At 64.0% G+C, this 14974-nt stretch carries 10 protein-coding genes; 7 read left to right on the top strand and 3 right to left on the bottom strand.

The window, feature by feature from the left end; all coding sequences use genetic code 11:
* Positions 1 to 2: 2 nt before the first annotated feature.
* Positions 3 to 1268 (bottom strand): adenosylmethionine--8-amino-7-oxononanoate transaminase, encoded by a 1266-nt coding sequence (locus tag FGL95_RS07820; protein WP_169585640.1) that lies wholly within the window; start codon positions 1266 to 1268, stop codon positions 3 to 5.
* 168 nt (positions 1269 to 1436) lie between these two features.
* Between FGL95_RS07820 and FGL95_RS07815 the strand changes: the two genes are divergently transcribed.
* The 4 genes from FGL95_RS07815 to FGL95_RS07800 all read left to right on the top strand — a co-directional run bounded on the left by FGL95_RS07815 (position 1437) and on the right by FGL95_RS07800 (position 8584).
* Positions 1437 to 2837, top strand: a complete 1401-nt coding sequence (locus FGL95_RS07815; protein ID WP_169585639.1) for an HNH endonuclease signature motif containing protein — start codon at positions 1437 to 1439, stop codon at positions 2835 to 2837.
* A gap of 60 nt (positions 2838 to 2897) precedes the next feature.
* Positions 2898 to 5018 (top strand): glycogen debranching protein GlgX, encoded by a 2121-nt coding sequence (glgX, locus tag FGL95_RS07810; RefSeq protein WP_169585638.1) that lies wholly within the window; start codon positions 2898 to 2900, stop codon positions 5016 to 5018.
* Complete coding sequence (gene treY, locus FGL95_RS07805; RefSeq protein WP_206071710.1) at positions 5015 to 7366, top strand: malto-oligosyltrehalose synthase; 2352 nt, start codon at positions 5015 to 5017, stop codon at positions 7364 to 7366. Before glgX ends, treY begins: the two co-directional genes overlap by 4 nt.
* Before the next feature lie 69 nt (positions 7367 to 7435).
* Positions 7436 to 8584 carry an acyl-CoA dehydrogenase family protein gene (locus tag FGL95_RS07800; protein WP_169585637.1) on the top strand — a complete coding sequence of 383 codons (1149 nt, stop codon included), beginning with the start codon at positions 7436 to 7438 and terminating at the stop codon, positions 8582 to 8584.
* Here FGL95_RS07800 and FGL95_RS07795 read toward each other — a convergent pair.
* Complete coding sequence (locus FGL95_RS07795) at positions 8553 to 10922, bottom strand: serine/threonine-protein kinase (RefSeq protein WP_338079752.1); 2370 nt, start codon at positions 10920 to 10922, stop codon at positions 8553 to 8555. The two genes, FGL95_RS07800 and FGL95_RS07795, sit on opposite strands and share 32 nt — an antisense overlap.
* A gap of 147 nt (positions 10923 to 11069) precedes the next feature.
* Here FGL95_RS07795 and FGL95_RS07790 point away from each other — a divergent pair, with 147 nt between their 5' ends.
* The 3 genes from FGL95_RS07790 to treZ are packed head-to-tail and all read left to right on the top strand — an operon-like array spanning position 11070 to position 13598.
* Positions 11070 to 11372 (top strand): ArsR/SmtB family transcription factor, encoded by a 303-nt coding sequence (locus FGL95_RS07790; protein WP_169585910.1) that lies wholly within the window; start codon positions 11070 to 11072, stop codon positions 11370 to 11372.
* Between the two features lie 12 nt (positions 11373 to 11384).
* Complete coding sequence (locus FGL95_RS07785) at positions 11385 to 11831, top strand: SRPBCC domain-containing protein (RefSeq protein WP_169585635.1); 447 nt, start codon at positions 11385 to 11387, stop codon at positions 11829 to 11831.
* A 27-nt stretch (positions 11832 to 11858) separates the two neighbouring features.
* Complete coding sequence (treZ, locus tag FGL95_RS07780) at positions 11859 to 13598, top strand: malto-oligosyltrehalose trehalohydrolase (protein WP_169585634.1); 1740 nt, start codon at positions 11859 to 11861, stop codon at positions 13596 to 13598.
* On the opposite strand, the gene ilvA is transcribed toward treZ, so the two are convergent.
* The gene (gene ilvA / locus FGL95_RS07775) at positions 13595 to 14941 is read right to left on the bottom strand and encodes a threonine ammonia-lyase IlvA (RefSeq protein ID WP_420838027.1); all 1347 of its coding nucleotides are present in this window, start codon (positions 14939 to 14941) and stop codon (positions 13595 to 13597) included. The two genes, treZ and ilvA, sit on opposite strands and share 4 nt — an antisense overlap.
* Positions 14942 to 14974: the final 33 nt, after the last annotated feature.

The raw sequence follows: 14974 nt of genomic DNA, 5'->3' as shown, positions 1-14974 counted from the left end.
CGTCACCCAACCGCGGCCGCGGCGACCATCGCTGTCGTAATGCGCTGCAGATCGTCGTCGGTGCTGATGAAGGGAGGCATCGCGTAGATCAGATTCCGGAACGGTCGCAGCCAGACGCCCGCGTCGACCGCTGCGTCGGTTGCAGCCTGCATGTCCACCGCGTGGTCGAGCTCGATGACGCCGATTCCGCCGAGCACTCGAACCTCGACGACTCCCGGTAGTTCGCGCGCAGGCGCAAGGCCGCGTTCCAACCCGGCAGCCAACCCCGCGACTTCGGCACGCCAGTCGCGCGAGAGCAGCAATTCGATCGATGCGACCGCAACCGCGCAGGCCAGCGGGTTGCCCATGAAAGTCGGTCCGTGCATCAGGCCACCGTGGGCAACGCTGATCGATTCCGCGATGGCCGTCGTACACAGCGCCGCAGCCAGGGTCATGTATCCCCCCGTCAGCGCCTTACCGACGCACATCACATCCGGCGAGACGTCGGCGTGATCGGCCGCGAACAGCTGACCGGTCCGGCCGAAACCTGTTGCAATCTCGTCGAATACGAGCAGCACCTCGTGGTCGTCGCACAGCCGGCGCAGCTCGCGCAAGTACCTCGGATCGTGAAATCGCATCCCGCCCGCCCCCTGGACGACTGGTTCGACGATCACCGCGGCGACCTCGTGCGCGTGCTCACTCAGCAGGTGCGCCAACTCGTCGACGTAGTCGGCATCGAATTCTCGTGGCGGCATCGGGGCAAAGATCTGTTCGGCCAGAATGTCGGTCCACAGCGAGTGCATGCCGCCGTCTGGATCGCAGACGCTCATCGGCGTGAACGTGTCGCCGTGGTAGTCGCCGCGCCAGGTCAGCAGCCGCGTCTTCCCCGGCATACCGACGCTGCGCCAGTACTGCAGACACATCTTGACCGCGACCTCCACCGAGACCGATCCGGAGTCGGCGAGGAATACCTTGTCCAGTCCGTGCGGTGTCAGGTCGACGAGCAACTCGGTCAGGCGCACCGCAGGTTCGTGGGTCAGTCCGCCGAACATGACGTGACTCATCCGACCGAGCTGGTCGACGATCGCGGCGTCCAACACCGGGTGTTTGTAACCATGAATGACGGCCCACCACGAGCTCATACCGTCGATCAACTCGCGCCCGTCAGCCAGCTGCAAGCGCGTTCCCACGGCGCTGGCCACCACCAATGGCGTCGTCGACGCCGGGAACCCGCCGTACGGATGCCAGACATGGGCGGCGTCGATGGCGGAAATTTCGTCGGGCGTCACGAGGTTGACGGTACCGGGGTCCCTGAACGGTGTTCAAGTTTTTGCGGTCTGTGCAACGTGCACTCGGTGTGCCCAACCTGTCACGATCGCGGTAATCCGTTGCGTCACAACCGCATCTGGAGTCACAGGGTACGGATTTCTGTCGGTGTGCGCCGATACAATTAGCACATGGGTTCGAGGACGGTGATCATCGATGAGGCAACGGAAGCGGCGCTGGCCGCTCTGACCGCGGCACTCGACACGATCGCCGCGCTCTCACCGATCTTGCCGGAAGCGGTGCACCTCGAAGTGCTGCGCGGGCTGGAAAGCGCTGCACGACGCATCCCGGCGCTCGGACACAACGCATTGCTGAAAGTGGTGAAAGCGCCTGACGAAGTCTTCGGCAACCAGCGCAACCGCGACGTCATCGCGGACACGTTGCGGATCACCCGCACCGAACTGGGACGCCGGATCAGCGAAGCCGAAGACTTGGCTGAACGAACCTCGATCACCGGCCAACCGTTGGCGCCAATGCGTGAACACACTGCCGCTGCCCAACGATCCGGGCTGATCGGGCGCGACCACATCAAAGTCGTGCGCGACTTTTTTCGACACCTACCCAACAATGTCGACATCGGCACCCGAGAAGCAGCCGAACAACGACTTGCCCAACTCGCCGGTGCGCTTCGACCCGACGAACTGAAAAAAGCTGCCGACCGGCTCGACGCACACCTCAACCCAGACGGACACTTCGACGACCAAGACCGCGCCCGCCGCCGCAGCTTCCATCTCGGTAAGCAAGGCCCCGACTTGATGAGCACCGGCACCTTTACCGCCGACCCCGAACTCCGCACCTACTTGGAAGCCTTGTTCGCCAAATGGGCGAAACCCGGCATGTGCAACCCCGACGACGAATCACCCATCGCGGACGGCGAACCGGGCGAGGTCGACGCAGCGAAGGATCGCCGCAACACCGGGCAACGCCAACACGACGCGATCAAAGCGTCGTGCCGAGCCATGCTCGCCTCCGGCGAACTCGGCCAGCACCGTGGACTGCCGGTGACAGTGATTGTGTCGACCACACTGAAAGAGCTGTACAGCCTCGTCGGGTCCGCCGTGACCGGCGGCGGGTCACTGCTCCCGAATCGCGAGCTGATCCGGCTCGCCGCCCATGCCAACCACTACTTGGCGATCTTCGACGACTCCGACGGACGACCGTTGTACCTAGGCCGTAGCTGTCGAATCGCGAAACCCGATCAGAGGATCGTGATGCACGCTCAGCATCGTGGTTGCACCTACCCAGGCTGCACACGACCGGGGTATCTCTGCCAGTGCCACCATTGCAAGGCCTGGCGCGCACAACAAGGTAATACCGACGCCGACGAGTTGACCTTCGCCTGCGAATTCCACCACCCGCTGGTCGGCGAAACCGAAAAAGACTGGACCACAATCCCCTGCCGCACAGGCAAATACCGCGGCCGAACACTGTGGATACCACCCGCCCACATCGATCCCCAGCGAAAGCCTCGGATCAACCACTACTTCCACCCCGACGAATACCTCCTCGACGACGACGACAACGCGCCGTAAGAACGTCGTTGCTTTGAGCGCCCTCGCGACTGGGCAGACGGCGACAGCTAGGGTTGAGCGATGGCCCAGTCAGAACCTGTGTCCGACCCGGCTGCGCTCGCCGTCTGGCCGGGCAGTGCATATCCGCTCGGTGCGACGTACGACGGTGCGGGAACGAACTTCTCGGTCTTCTCCGAGATCGCCGACGCCGTCGAGTTGTGTTTGATCGCTAAAGACGGTGTCGAGACTCGAGTGCCGATCGCCGAGGTCGACGGCTTCGTCTGGCATTGCTACCTGCCGACGGTCGGTCCCGGCACCCATTACGGCTGGCGAATCCACGGACCGTTCGAGCCGGAGAACGGACACCGCTGCGACCCGAGCAAGTTGCTCCTCGACCCGTACGGGAAAGCTTTCGACGGCGAATTCGACGGCGACCCGTCGCTCACCACGTACGGACTGGATTCGCTCCACCACACGATGAGCACCGTCGTCATCAACCCGTTCTTCGATTGGCAGTCCGACCGTGCGCCGAAGCGGCCGTACAACGAGACCGTCATCTACGAGGCGCATGTCAAGGGCCTCACCGCAACTCACCCCGACATCCCGGAAGAGCTGCGGGGAACCTATGCAGGATTGGCTCATCCGGTGGTCATCGAGCATCTGAAGAGCCTCGGCATCACTGCCATCGAGCTCATGCCGGTGCACCAGTTCTTGCAGGATCAGATGCTGATCGACCAAGGCCTGCGAAACTACTGGGGCTACAACACCTTCGGATTCCTCGCGCCGCACAACGAGTACGCGTCCGCACGCAAGCCCGGTGCAACCGTCTCGGAGTTCAAGGCCATGGTCCGCGCGTTCCACGCAGAGGGCATCGAGGTGATTCTCGACGTCGTCTACAACCACACCGCAGAGGGCAATCACAACGGCCCCACCCTTGCTTTTCGTGGGATCGACAACGCCGCGTACTACCGCCTCGTCGACGGCGACCTTGCGATGTACATGGACTACACCGGCACCGGAAACAGCCTCAACGCGCGGCATCCGCACACGCTCCAGCTGATCATGGACTCGCTGCGCTACTGGATCCTCGAAATGCACGTCGACGGCTTCCGGTTCGATCTGGCTTCGACTCTGGCGCGCGAACTGCACGACGTTGACCGCCTGTCGGCATTCTTCGATCTCGTGCAACAAGATCCGGTCGTCAGCCAGGTCAAACTCATCGCCGAACCGTGGGACGTCGGCGAAGGCGGCTACCAGGTCGGCAACTTCCCCGGTCTGTGGACGGAGTGGAACGGCAAGTACCGCGATACCGTGCGGGATTTCTGGCGGGGCGAGCCGGCGACGTTGGGCGAGTTCGCATCTCGACTCACCGGTTCGTCGGACCTGTACGAGGCGACAGGCCGCCGCCCGGGCGCGAGCATCAACTTCGTCATCGCACACGACGGATTCACACTGCGCGACCTGGTGTCCTACAACGAGAAACACAACGAAGCCAACGGCGAGGACAACAACGACGGCGAGAGCCACAACAGGTCGTGGAACTGCGGAGTCGAAGGGCCGACCGACGACCCCGAGATTCTGGACCTCCGGGGGCGGCAGAGCCGCAACATCCTCGCGACGCTGCTGCTCAGCCAGGGCACGCCGATGATCGCGCACGGCGACGAGATCGGCCGGACCCAGCAAGGCAACAACAACGTCTACTGCCAGGATTCCGAGTTGTCCTGGATGGACTGGTCTTTGGTGGAGACGAACGCGGACCTGCTCGAGTTCACTCGAAACGTCATCACGTTGCGTCGCAAACATCCGGTCTTTCGAAGGCGCAGATTCTTCGAGGGCAAGCCGATTCGGTCCGGCGATCAAACGCGCGATATCGCCTGGCTGACACCGGCAGGCGAGGAAATGACGTTGGAAGACTGGGACAGCGGATTCGGCAAGGCGCTCGCTGTGTACCTCAACGGCGAGGGCATCCCCGAACCCAACTATCGCGGTGAACGGGTCGTGGACGACTCGTTCATCCTGTGTTTCAACGCCCACAGCGACGAACTGCAGTTCGAAGCTCCAGACAGCGTGTACGGGTCGCACTGGGAGGTCGTTCTGGACACGTCGCTGCCGACCGGCCTCTCCGACGCGACACTGGCTGCCGACGAAGCGATCACGGTTCCGGCGCGATCGTTGCTGGTCCTTCGTCGGACGGCACCGTGACCACACCCATCACCGCGACGTATCGGCTGCAACTCCGAGCCGACGCGTTCACCCTCGGCGACGCCCGGAACATCGCCGAATACCTGCAGCAACTGGGCGTCTCGCACGTCTACCTGTCACCGGTGTTGACCGCCGCCCACGGTTCCACTCACGGCTACGACGTCACCGACCCGACCACTGTGTCCGCAGCACTCGGCGGCCCCGCCGGACTACGGGCATTGGCCGACGAGCTACGGACCCGCGCAATGGGTTTGGTGATCGATATCGTGCCCAACCACGTCGGCGTCAGCGATCCTCGCCAGAATGCCTGGTGGTGGGACGTGTTGAAGCACGGGCTCGATTCCCCCTACGCCCCCTTTTTCGACATCGATTGGCGTACCGACAACGGTGCGGGTGGCCGGATTGCGTTGCCCGTCTTCGACGGCGAGAACGACGTCGCGGCGTTGCGCATCGACCGTACCGAACCGGAACCGATGCTTGCGTTCGGCGACCTGCGATTCCCGATCAAGCCCGGCACCGACGAGGGAAACGCTCTCGCGGTACACGATCGGCAGTCGTACCGGTTGGCGAACTGGCGCTGCGGCGCTGCCACCTATCGGCGATTCTTCACGGTCAACAGTCTCGCGGCGCTGCGGCAGGAAGATCCCCGAGTGTTCGACGCGACGCACTCCCAGGTTGCGGCATGGGCGGCACACGACGTGATCGACGGCCTGCGGATCGACCATCCCGACGGAATGGCTGATCCGACAGCGTATTTGCTGCGATTGCGGCAGTTGGTCGGCCCCACCCGCTGGATCGTCATCGAGAAAATCCTCGGAGCAACCGAACCCCTCGACGCGACGCTGCCGGTCGACGGCACCACGGGCTACGAGGCACTGGCCGAGCTCGGCGGAGTGTTCGTCGACCGAGCCGGTGCGCGCGGACTTGCGGAGCTCTCCACCGAAATCGCAGGCACGCCAGGCGATGCCGACTGGCTGGAATTGGCCGAAACCGAAGTCAAACGCCAGGTCGCCACGACTGACCTCGCCCCCGAGGTGCGCAGGCTCGTCGCCGCGATTGCGCGCGATGCGCTGTCCGCGCACGATCATGACGCACTGGCCGAGGCTGTCGTCGAGGTCTTGGTCTCGCTGCGGGTCTACCGACCCGACTACGCGCCGCTCGCCGGCTCCCTCACGCGTGCCGTCGCGGCGACGGTGGAAGCGAACCCCTCGCTTGCAGAAGCACTATCGGTAGTGGGCACCGGTCTCGCCGCGGGCGGTGAGGCTGCGGTCCGGTTCAGCCAGGTGTGCGGAGCGCTCACGGCGAAGAGCGTCGAAGATTGCCTGTTCTACCGAGCTGCGCGACTGGTGTCGCTACAGGAGGTCGGTGGCGACCCGGCGCGCTTCGGCCACACGCCCCTCGAATTCCACATGGCCAACGCCGAACGCGCACGGCGCTGGCCCCGCACCATGACGACACTCTCGACGCACGACACCAAACGCGGCGAAGACGTCCGGGCGCGCATCGGCGTGCTTTCCCAGGTTCCCGCGCTGTGGACCCAACACGTGCTCGAGTGGGAACGACTCACTCCGAGCCCGGACGGCATCACGGGATTGTTCCTGTTGCAGAACATGTTCGGCGTGTGGCCTGCGGACGGCACGCCTGCAGCCTCGGTGCCTGACCTGCGCGATCGACTGCATGCCTACGCAGAGAAGGCCATTCGCGAAGCGGGGCTTCGAACCACCTGGAACAAGGTCGACGAAGACTTCGAAAAAGCGTGCCACGCCTGGATCGACGCCGTCATCGACGGACCTGTCGGCGAAAGTATGAGCACCTTGGTCGGCCGGCTCGCTCCACACGGCTGGTCGGACTCGCTGGGCCAGAAGTTGCTGCAACTGTGCGGTCCCGGCATCCCGGACGTGTATCAAGGCACCGAACTCTGGGAGGACTCGCTCGTCGACCCGGACAACCGCCGGGTGGTCGATTTCTCGGTCCGGCAGCGGATGCTTGCCACCTTGAATTCGCCGCCTTCAGTCGACTCGACGGGTGCTGCGAAGCTGTGGGTTGTTGCGCATGCGCTCTGGCTGCGCAGGCAGAAACCAGAGTGCTTCGTTGGTGGTACCTACTCCCCTGTCACAGCCTCAGGCGACGCCGCCGACCACCTGATCGGCTTCGTTCGTGGTTCCAGCGTGCTGGCCTTGGCGACCCGGCATTCCGTCGCGCTCGCAGATAAGGGCTGGGGCACGACAGTGCTCGAATTGCCGCCCGGTTCCTGGGTCGACCGCCTGACCGATGCGGTGTTTGCTGGAACGGTGCCGCTGTCCGAGGTTTTCCGCCGCCTGCCGGTCGCGCTGCTCGCCCGAACCTGAGCACACGTTTGCCCTATTGGCAGACCGTCAATAGACTCCGTTGTCATCACCTAGACAATGGAGGAACGAATGTCTGATCGAGCGCCCTGGAGCGACGACGAGGTCGAGGCTGTTCGCGAGCTGGCCAGGGACTTCTTCACCAAAGAAGTTGTGCCGAATCAGGAAAAGTACATAGCGCAGGGCTACCCGGACCGTGAAATTTATCGTCGCGCGGGCGAACTGGGCCTGTTGTGCGCGATGATCCCCGAGGAGTACGGCGGCGGTGGGGGCACCTTCGCGCACGAGGCAGCGATCATCGAAGAGCAGGTCCGCGCGGGTGAAGGTTCGATGGGCAACGGCGTCCACAGCGGCATCATCGCGCCGTACATCCTCCACTACGGTTCCGAGGAACTGAAGCGTCGCATCCTCCCGAAGGCAGCCAGCGGCGAGATCGTTCTCGCGATCGCCATGACCGAGCCCGGCACCGGCTCCGACCTGCAGAACATTCAGACCCGCGCGGTGCGCGAAGGTGACGAGTACGTCATCAGCGGCGCCAAGACATTCATCAGCAACGGCCACAACGCCGACGTCATCGTCATCGCCGCCAAGACCGATCCCTCGAAGGGCGCGGCCGGGGTTTCGCTGATCGTGGCCGAGGTCGACGACGACACACCAGGATTCAGCCGTGGCCGCATCCTCTCCAAGATCGGCGGCAAAGGTCAGGACACAGGCGAGCTGTTCTTCGACGGACTACGGGTCCCCGCGACCAACCTGCTCGGCGACGCCGAAGGGCAAGGCTTCATCCAGCTCATGCAGCAACTGGTCCAGGAGCGGCTGATCACGGCCGTGATGGCCGTTCCGATGATGGAGAACGCGGTCGCGCTGACGATCGATTACACGAAGGGCCGCCACGCCTTCGGCAAGCCGCTCTTCGCGCTGCAGAATACGAAATTCGTCATCGCCGAGGCAGCAACGACCGCTCGCATCGCGCGCGTCTTCATCGACGATTGCATTACCAAGCACCTGAACAACGAACTGGACGTACAAGGTGCCGCAATGGCGAAGTACTGGACGACCGAGCAACTCGGCATCGTCGCCGACAAGTGCCTGCAGTTGTTCGGCGGCTACGGCTACATGACCGAGTACCCGATCAGCCAGATCTACACCGGCGCACGCATTCTGCGAATCCTGGCCGGCACCAACGAGATCATGAAGGAATTGATCGCACGGGGCGTCTGACGACCGTGCGCAGATCGCGGTGACCGGTGCGACGTTTCGCTCGCGCCGTCACCATGCGCTCCAGCGCGGCCAGGTCCATCTCCAACTTTCGGAACAGCCAATAGGCGACGACGAACGCTGCGATGCCGGTGACACAGAGCCAGACGATCGAGCCGACGATCTGACGAACCTGCTGCCGATCGAGGAACGCGATGCCCGCGATGACACCGACGGCAGGCACCGAGCCGACGATGGCCAGATACAAGTTGCAGCGTCGGGCGAGAGCCCGCAGCCGCCAGGCATCCGACATCGATGTCGTGCCGCGCGTCAACAATGCGGGCAGGTACCAGCGCACGACGTAGAACTCGATGAGGAACAACGGGTAGGTCACCGCTACCGCGCCTGCAACGAGATGTGATGCGACGAGGTTGTCGACGAGTCCCGCCGACAGGTTGCCGATGGCCGCGACTGCGCCGCCGAGCAAGAGCAGCGCCGCCACCCAGGCGACGAATCCGGTGAGCGCGATTCGATCGCCGCAGGCGAGGGTGTCCGCACGCGCTCGATCGAGCTCGGCGGGTTCGTAGACCTTTCCGCGCCACATTCCCCAGGGAACGCTGAGAACCCGGCGGCACAGGAAGAACATCAGTCCGCCGCACAACGGAATGACGAGGGCGACGACCAGAATGATTCTGAGGTCGAGCTGCGACTTCGCGTCAGGCGTGATGTTGTTTTGCACCAGCCGGTAGTTGTGCATGAAGAGGTACAGCATGCCGAGCGCCTGGCCGAAGACGACCGACGACATCACGACCGGGATCGGCCGCAGGCCAAGCCGCGCCCGCAGACTTCCCGCAGGCGGATCGACCAAGTCTCGTGCGCGAGCGTCGAGACACAGTTCGAGCTGCTGAGCGAGTTCGGCGTTGGTGCTGAAGCGGTCCTCCGGTTTCGCTGCGAGGCAGGTCAGCAAAACTCGGCGCAGCGTTGCCGGGCAGTCCGGCGGCAGTTCGGAGATTCGGGCCGGTTCGATTCCGCGGCGCCGCACCTCGAGCATGCGTTGCAGCGACGTTTCACTCTCCCCTGCCTTCGTCTCATCGCGGAACGGATGCCGCCCCGTCAGTAGTTCCCACAGCAGCACGCCGAGGGCGTACATGTCGCTTCGCTCGTCGAGATCGGATGCCCCTCGCGCAATGTGGGGATGGCAGGCCTCCAGCTGTTCGGGCGACATGTAGGACAGCGAACCGCCGAAATATGCAGCAGGACTTGCCCCTGCGATGTGATTGCTGAAACTGATGTTGAAATCGGCAAGTTTCGGGACGCCCTCCGCCGTCAGCAGCACGTTCGCCGGTTTGATGTCTCGATGGAGCACGCCCCGCTGCGCCGCGTAATCGAGCGCGTCTGCAAGGCGACGACCCAGCCACGCAACGGTTTCCGGCCAGCTCAGTGCGGCGATTTCGTCCCGGATGCTGGAACCGCTCGGCTCGTCCTGCGCACCGTCGTCGATCGCGTCCAGCAGGAGATGCCCGTCGCGTTGATCGGGATCGGTTGCGGCAACGTATTCCAGCACCCCGAGCAGCGTGCCGCCGCGGACGTACTCCATGTACATCAGCTTCAAATCACGGTCCGCGATCAGCCGTTGGTCGAATACCCGCACGATGTACTCGTGATCGAGCTGGGCCATCGTCTGCGGCTCGGACCCATGGTTGTGCGAAATCTTCAGCGCAACAAAGCGCTCCATCGACCGTTGTCTGGCAAGAAAGACCCTCGCAAACGCGCCGCGGCCGAGTGCGGCACGCAAGTCGAAATCGTCGATGCTGTCTCCGACGACAAGATCTTCGAGTTCGTCTCTTTGCTGTGGCCGCACGACCACCGTGCTGCGATCGTTCGCGCCGAGGAATGGCGCGACGAACTGCCATTGATCGGGGAACGCCTGCCGATACTCCTGAGGATCGACGGGCTCGCCGTAGCGGCGCCTGCACTGAAATTCCTCGTAGATCAGGTCCGGCGGTACGGGTTGGGCGCTCAGCTCACCGAACTCGGCGATGTAGCTGCTGAGCCGCTTCGGCTCGCCGCCCGGCCGCCACCGGTGATCGAGGTCGACCTTGACCAGCTCGATCACGCACGCTCGGCGACCCGGTGCGTCGGGTACGAAGTCGGCCAACGCGGGTGGTGAGTCCGCACGCTTCCACGCCGCGTCGAATTCCGCGACGGCGCTTGCGAGGACCAGCCGCGTCTGCGCACCTGGCTCATTGTCGGTTTCGAGCACGTTTCCGGCCTCGGTCGGTTGATCTACAGCGATCGTTCGATCGACGTCGATGGTAGGTCCCGCAACGTCGCCGGGGCGTTTCGGTTGCGACGCGCTCACTCTCGATCCTCTCTCGTAGTCGAGTTCATCCTCCCATTCAGCCCTACCCGTGGGCATTCATGCGCCGCGGCGCGCTTGACCGATCGACTTTCATCACACACACTTAATAGTGTGCTTAACAAAAGCGCACAGGCGCAGCTGGACCTCATGTTCCATGCGCTGGCGGATCCGAGCCGGCGAAGCATGGTCGACCGGTTGTGCCGCGGTCCGGCGTCGGTGAGCGAGCTCGCAAAGCCGCTCGACATGTCGCTGCCCGCCGTCGTGCAGCACCTGGCCGTGCTCGAGAGCAGCGGACTGGTGCGTTCCGAGAAGGTCGGACGCGTCCGGACCTGCCAGATCGAGCCGCAGGCGCTGCGGACCGCCGAAGAATGGATAAACGATCGACGACTGGGCTGGGAGCGTCGGCTGGATCGCCTCGGCCAGTTTCTCACCGAAGAATCCGACGACTAGGAGCAATGGTCCGTGACCATCACGCACGCGAACTTCACGATCGAACGTAGGTATCCCGTTGCGCCCGAGCGGGTTTACAACGCTTTCGCCGACCCGGTCAAGAAGGCGAAATGGTTCGCCGGACCGCCGGAGTGGACATCGGCCAAAACGATGGACTTCCGTGAAGGTGGCCACGAGACCGATGTGGGCGGCCCCGTCGGCGGTCCGGTGCATTCGTTCGAGGCGACCTACGTCGATATCGTTCCCAACGAGCGAATCGTCTACACCTACGAAATGTCGTTGGACGACACTCGCATCTCGGTTTCGGTGGCGACGATCGAAATCTCGGCCGACGCCGCCGGAACGCGACTCACCTTGACCGAACTTGGGGCGTTCTTCGACGGTCAGGACGACCCCGCCGAGCGCGAACACGGCACCGGACTGCTGCTCGACGGACTCGGCGCCTACCTGGCCGAGTGATCTCGCCGATAAGGCATGCTTGGTTGGATGAGCACCACGCATCAGTTCGAGGTTTGGGCGCCCATCCCCAACGAGGTCCAGCTGTGGGTGGACGGGCAACGCCACCCTATGCAACGCGAAGGCGAAGGTTGGTGGCGCGCAGCGGTTCCCGCAGAGCCTGATTCGCGGTACGGCTTCCTGCTCGACGACGAAGATCGCGTCTTGCCCGATCCTCGCTCCCCCAGGCAGCCCGACGGTGTTCACGAGCCGTCGCAGCTGCACACCCTCGACGAATCGACGTGGACCGACGGGGATTGGACAGGCAGGCAGCTCCCCGGCGCCGTCATCTACGAGCTGCACATCGGAACCTTCACGCCGGCAGGCACATTCGACGCCGCGATCGAACGGCTCGACCATCTCGTCGAACTCGGCGTGACGTTCGTGGAAATCATGCCGGTCAACGCGTTCAACGGTGAGCACAACTGGGGCTACGACGGCGTGCTCTGGTACGCCGTCCATGAGGCGTACGGCGGCCCGGACGGATTGCAGCGCCTGGTCGACGCCTGCCACCGACGTGGGCTCGCCGTCGTCCTCGATGTCGTCTACAACCACCTCGGACCATCGGGGAACTATCTGCCCAAGTTCGGTCCGTACCTCGCCGACGGCGCCAACACGTGGGGGGCGCTGATCAACATCGCGGGGCCGCAGTCGTACGACGTCCGGCGCTTCATCGTCGACAACGCATTGCGCTGGTTTCGCGAATTCCACATCGACGCACTGCGATTGGATGCCGTCCACGCGTTGACCGATCACACGGCAATCCACCTGCTCGAGCAGTTGAGCGTCGAAACGCACCGGCTCGCCACCCATCTGCGTCGCCCACTCAGCCTTATCGCGGAGAGCGACCTCAACGATCCGAAACTGATCTCCCCTCGATCGGCAGGTGGCTACGGCCTCAACGCGCAGTGGAACGACGACGTCCACCACGCCGTCCACGCGGCGGTCTCCGGTGAAAGGCAGGGTTACTACGGCGATTTCGGCTCGTTGTCGTGCCTCGCTCACACGCTCAAACACGGGTTCTTCCATGCAGGGACGTATTCGAGCTTCCGCGGCCGCGCTCACGGCCGCCCCATCGACATCCGACGCATCCCGGCAAGTTCATTGCTGGCCTTCACGTGCACGCATGATCAGATCGGCAATCGCGCCATCGGCGACCGTCCCGGATCATATTTGGACGCAGGGCAACTGGCGATCAAGGCAGCGCTCGTCCTCACCTCGCCATATACCCCGATGCTCTTCATGGGCGAAGAATGGGGCGCAAGTACGCCGTTCCAGTTCTTCACCAGCCATCCTGAACCCGAACTGGGTCAGGCGACCGCGTTGGGACGCAAAGCCGAGTTCGAGGCCCATGGTTGGGCCACCGACGACATCCCGGATCCCCAAGACCCCGAGACCTTCACTCGTTCGAAGCTCGCGTGGACCGAGCTGGCAGACGAACCTCATTCGCGATTGCTCGAGTGCTACCGCGCCCTCATCGCACTGCGGCGCGAGCGCCCCGAGCTCAGCGACCCCTGGCTCGAGGCACTCACCGTCGACTACGACGACGACGAGCGGTGGATCGTCATTCAGCGCGGGGATCTGCGGCTCGCCTGCAACCTCGGCCCAGATCCGGTTGTCGTTCCCGTCGGCGGCGCACCCATCCTCTGGTGGGACAAGCCCGACCCCGACGAGACCGAGGCTGCCACCACGATTCCGGGCCACTCGTTCGCCATACTCGACCGGAGCTAGGTCAGGTAACGGTAGGCAGGCGAACCGGGTTCGAGACGCTCGAAGTGGATCTTCGACGTGAGCATCCGGTCCATGAGCCCCGAAAGCCCTTCCGCAGCACCGAGTTCGATGCCGACCAACGCCGCACCGGTTTCCCGGTTGTTGCGTTTGACGTACTCGAACAACGTGATGTCGTCCTCGGGTCCGAGCACTTGGTCGAGGAACCGCCGCAATGCGCCGGGCTCCTGCGGAAAGTCGACCAGGAAGTAATGCTTCAGCCCGAGGTGGACCAGAGAGCGCTCCAACACCTCGCCGTATCGCGAAACGTCGTTGTTGCCACCGGAAATCAGACACACGATCGTCGACCCCGGCACAACCGCCAGCTGCGGCAGCGCAGCAACGGAGAGGGCACCCGCAGGCTCGGCTATGATGCCCTCGTTCTGGTACAGGTCCAGCATTGCCGTGCACACCGCACCCTCGTCGACATGCGTCATCGCGAAGGAGTTGTGCCGGTCCTCGGTCGCGTAGACGAGCGGCAGCGATCCATGCGAGACCGCGCGTGCGCCGAGCCGCGACACCGCGGCATAAGGGATGTCACCGATCCGGCGAACAGCCGCACCGTCGACGAATGGATTGATCTCCGGCAGCGTTACCGGTCCGCCTGCGACAAGCGCCGCGGTCATCGACGCTGCACCCGCCGGTTCCACGCCGACGATGGTGGCCTGCGGCGCACGTTCATGCAGGTAGGTCGCGATGCCTGCGATGCAGCCACCACCCCCGACCGGAACGATCACCGTATCGGGCGCTTCGTCGAGCTGAGTCAGGATTTCGGCAGCGATGGTGCCCTGGCCCGCAGCGGTCCGTACGTCGTCGAACGGTGGGACCATCGTCGCGCCGGTGCGAGCGACGTCCTCCTCGGCGGCAGCGGCTGCGGCGTCGTAGGTGTTGCCGACGGCGATGAGTTCGACGAAATCCTGACCGTGCACCTTGATGCGGTCACGCTTCTGCTTGGGCGTATTTCTCGGAACGTAGATGCGCCCAACGATTCCCATGATGCGACAGGCAAACGCCACGCCCTGCGCATGGTTGCCTGCGCTCGCGGCGACAACCCCAGCCCGACGCTCGGCGTCGGTGATTTGGACGATCAGGTTGTACGCGCCGCGCAACTTGTAGGAACGGACTACTTGCAGGTCCTCGCGCTTGAGATAGACGTGCGCACCGGTCAGCGCGGACAGTCGCTCGGAGTAGTGCAACGGTGTGGCCGCGATGACGTCCGAAATTCGCTTCGCCGCGGCGTCGATCTCGTCCGCGGTCAGCGCGGCGAGAGGATCGTGCAGGTTGGCGACATCGTTCGAGGTGGACACACGAAACATGCTCCCACTTCGCGTGCCCCGATC

Source organism: Antrihabitans stalactiti, assembly GCF_012932915.1.
GTDB lineage: Bacteria > Actinomycetota > Actinomycetes > Mycobacteriales > Mycobacteriaceae > Antrihabitans > Antrihabitans stalactiti.
This window is presented reverse-complemented; position numbering and strand designations above follow the sequence as displayed.